The sequence below is a fragment of the Streptomyces sp. NPDC059853 genome, from assembly GCF_042731495.1.
GTDB lineage: Bacteria > Actinomycetota > Actinomycetes > Streptomycetales > Streptomycetaceae > Streptomyces.
The window spans coordinates 1-1397 of the sequence record NZ_JBHWJL010000558.1; the positions used below are offsets into that span (position 1 = coordinate 1).

The following is a 1397-nucleotide window of genomic DNA, read 5'->3' on the forward strand; positions in this document are numbered from 1 at the left end:
GCCGTTCCGGGGGGACGGCGGGGCGCGCGGGGTCCGTGGCTCAGCGGGCCACGGGGGGCACGGGGGGCACGGGGGTCAGAGGGTGACGCCCTGGGACCGCAGGAAGGCCAGCGGGTCGATGTCCGAGCCGTAGTCCGGGCCGGTCCTGATCTCGAAGTGCAGGTGCGGCCCGGTGCTGTTGCCGGTGCTGCCGACGCCGCCGAGCTGGTCGCCTGCGGACACCGACTGGCCGGCGCTCACGGAGACGGAGGACAGGTGGGCGTACTGGCTGTAGTGGCCGTCGGCGTGCTTGACGATCACCTGGTTGCCGTAGCTGCCGCCGTCACCGGCCGAGACGACCTCGCCGTCGCCCACGGCCAGCACCGGGGTGCCGGTGGCGGCCGGGAAGTCGATGCCGGTGTGGTAGCCGCTGGCCCACATGGAGCCGGCCACCTTGTAGCCGGTGGCGAGCGAGCCGTCGGCGATCGGGGAGACCCAGCCGCCCGTGGCGGGAGCCGGGGTGGCCTCGGCGGCCTCCTCGGCCGCGGCGGTGGCGGTCTGAGCACCCGCGTAGGAGGACAGCTGGAGCTTCAGACCGGGCTTGATCAGACCGGCGTCGGCGCCGACAGCGGCCTTGTTCTCCTCGTACAGGGCCTTCCAGCCGCCGTCGAGGTGCAGGTCACGGGCGATCTTGCTGAGGCTGTCACCGGCCTTGACGGTGTACGTGGCGGTGACCGCCGGCTCGTCGGCGGCGTGCGCGGCGCCGGCGGTGGCCAGCGGCACGGCGATCGCGGCGCCGGAGGCGGCCAGCAGGACGGAGGTACGGGTGAAGCGGGGGGCGCGCGAGGCGCGGTGACGACCGCGTCCGGACATACGGGGGCTCCTCTCATCGCCTGCGAGGTGAGCTGTCGGGTTCGGGCCGGAGAAGTAGCCCGGCCACTGCCGTGCGGACGAGCCGTACGGCGGCGGCTTCACCCCGAGCCGGTCCGCGGGTGCGCGGTCCGGCGGGAAGTGGGTCCCCCGCTCCTGTCATGGGGAAGGACTGCGTTTCCGTGACCGGTGACAGGACTCGGCGTCCGGTCTCGGATCGTCGCGGGTGCGACGCGGGAGCACGGTAATCCCGTTAATTCGGACAGGACAACCGGCTCCGGGCGGCGTCCGCGGGAGCACGGAAGGGAAACGGTCCGGCGCGCCGGGGGGCGTGCCGGACCGCGGGGCCACCAACTTCAGGTGCGCTTTTCCTACTTAACGGACATCGTGGCGGGGCCGCCGGAGTGCGGCGGAGGCCCGGACCGGCCGGAAAGTGAGGTCGGTCACGGGCCTCCACCCAAGAGGCGCTATGGCGCTCATTGTTCGGAATGTCCCATTCGCTCCGGCGCTGTGCTCCGGCGCCCGGGCGCGGTGCCCCCTCAGCCGAC

General features: G+C 73.4%; 1 protein-coding gene and 1 riboswitch. The gene reads right to left on the reverse strand.

Features of this window, described 5'->3' with window-relative positions; translation table 11 throughout:
- Positions 1 to 75 precede the first annotated feature (75 nt).
- Positions 76 to 852, reverse strand: coding sequence for a peptidoglycan DD-metalloendopeptidase family protein (locus ACFV5N_RS27820; RefSeq protein WP_385605312.1), 777 nt, complete (start codon positions 850 to 852; stop codon positions 76 to 78).
- 5 nt (positions 853 to 857) lie between these two features.
- Positions 858 to 1064: riboswitch (cyclic di-AMP (ydaO/yuaA leader) on the reverse strand.
- Between the last annotated feature and the right edge of the window lie 333 nt (positions 1065 to 1397).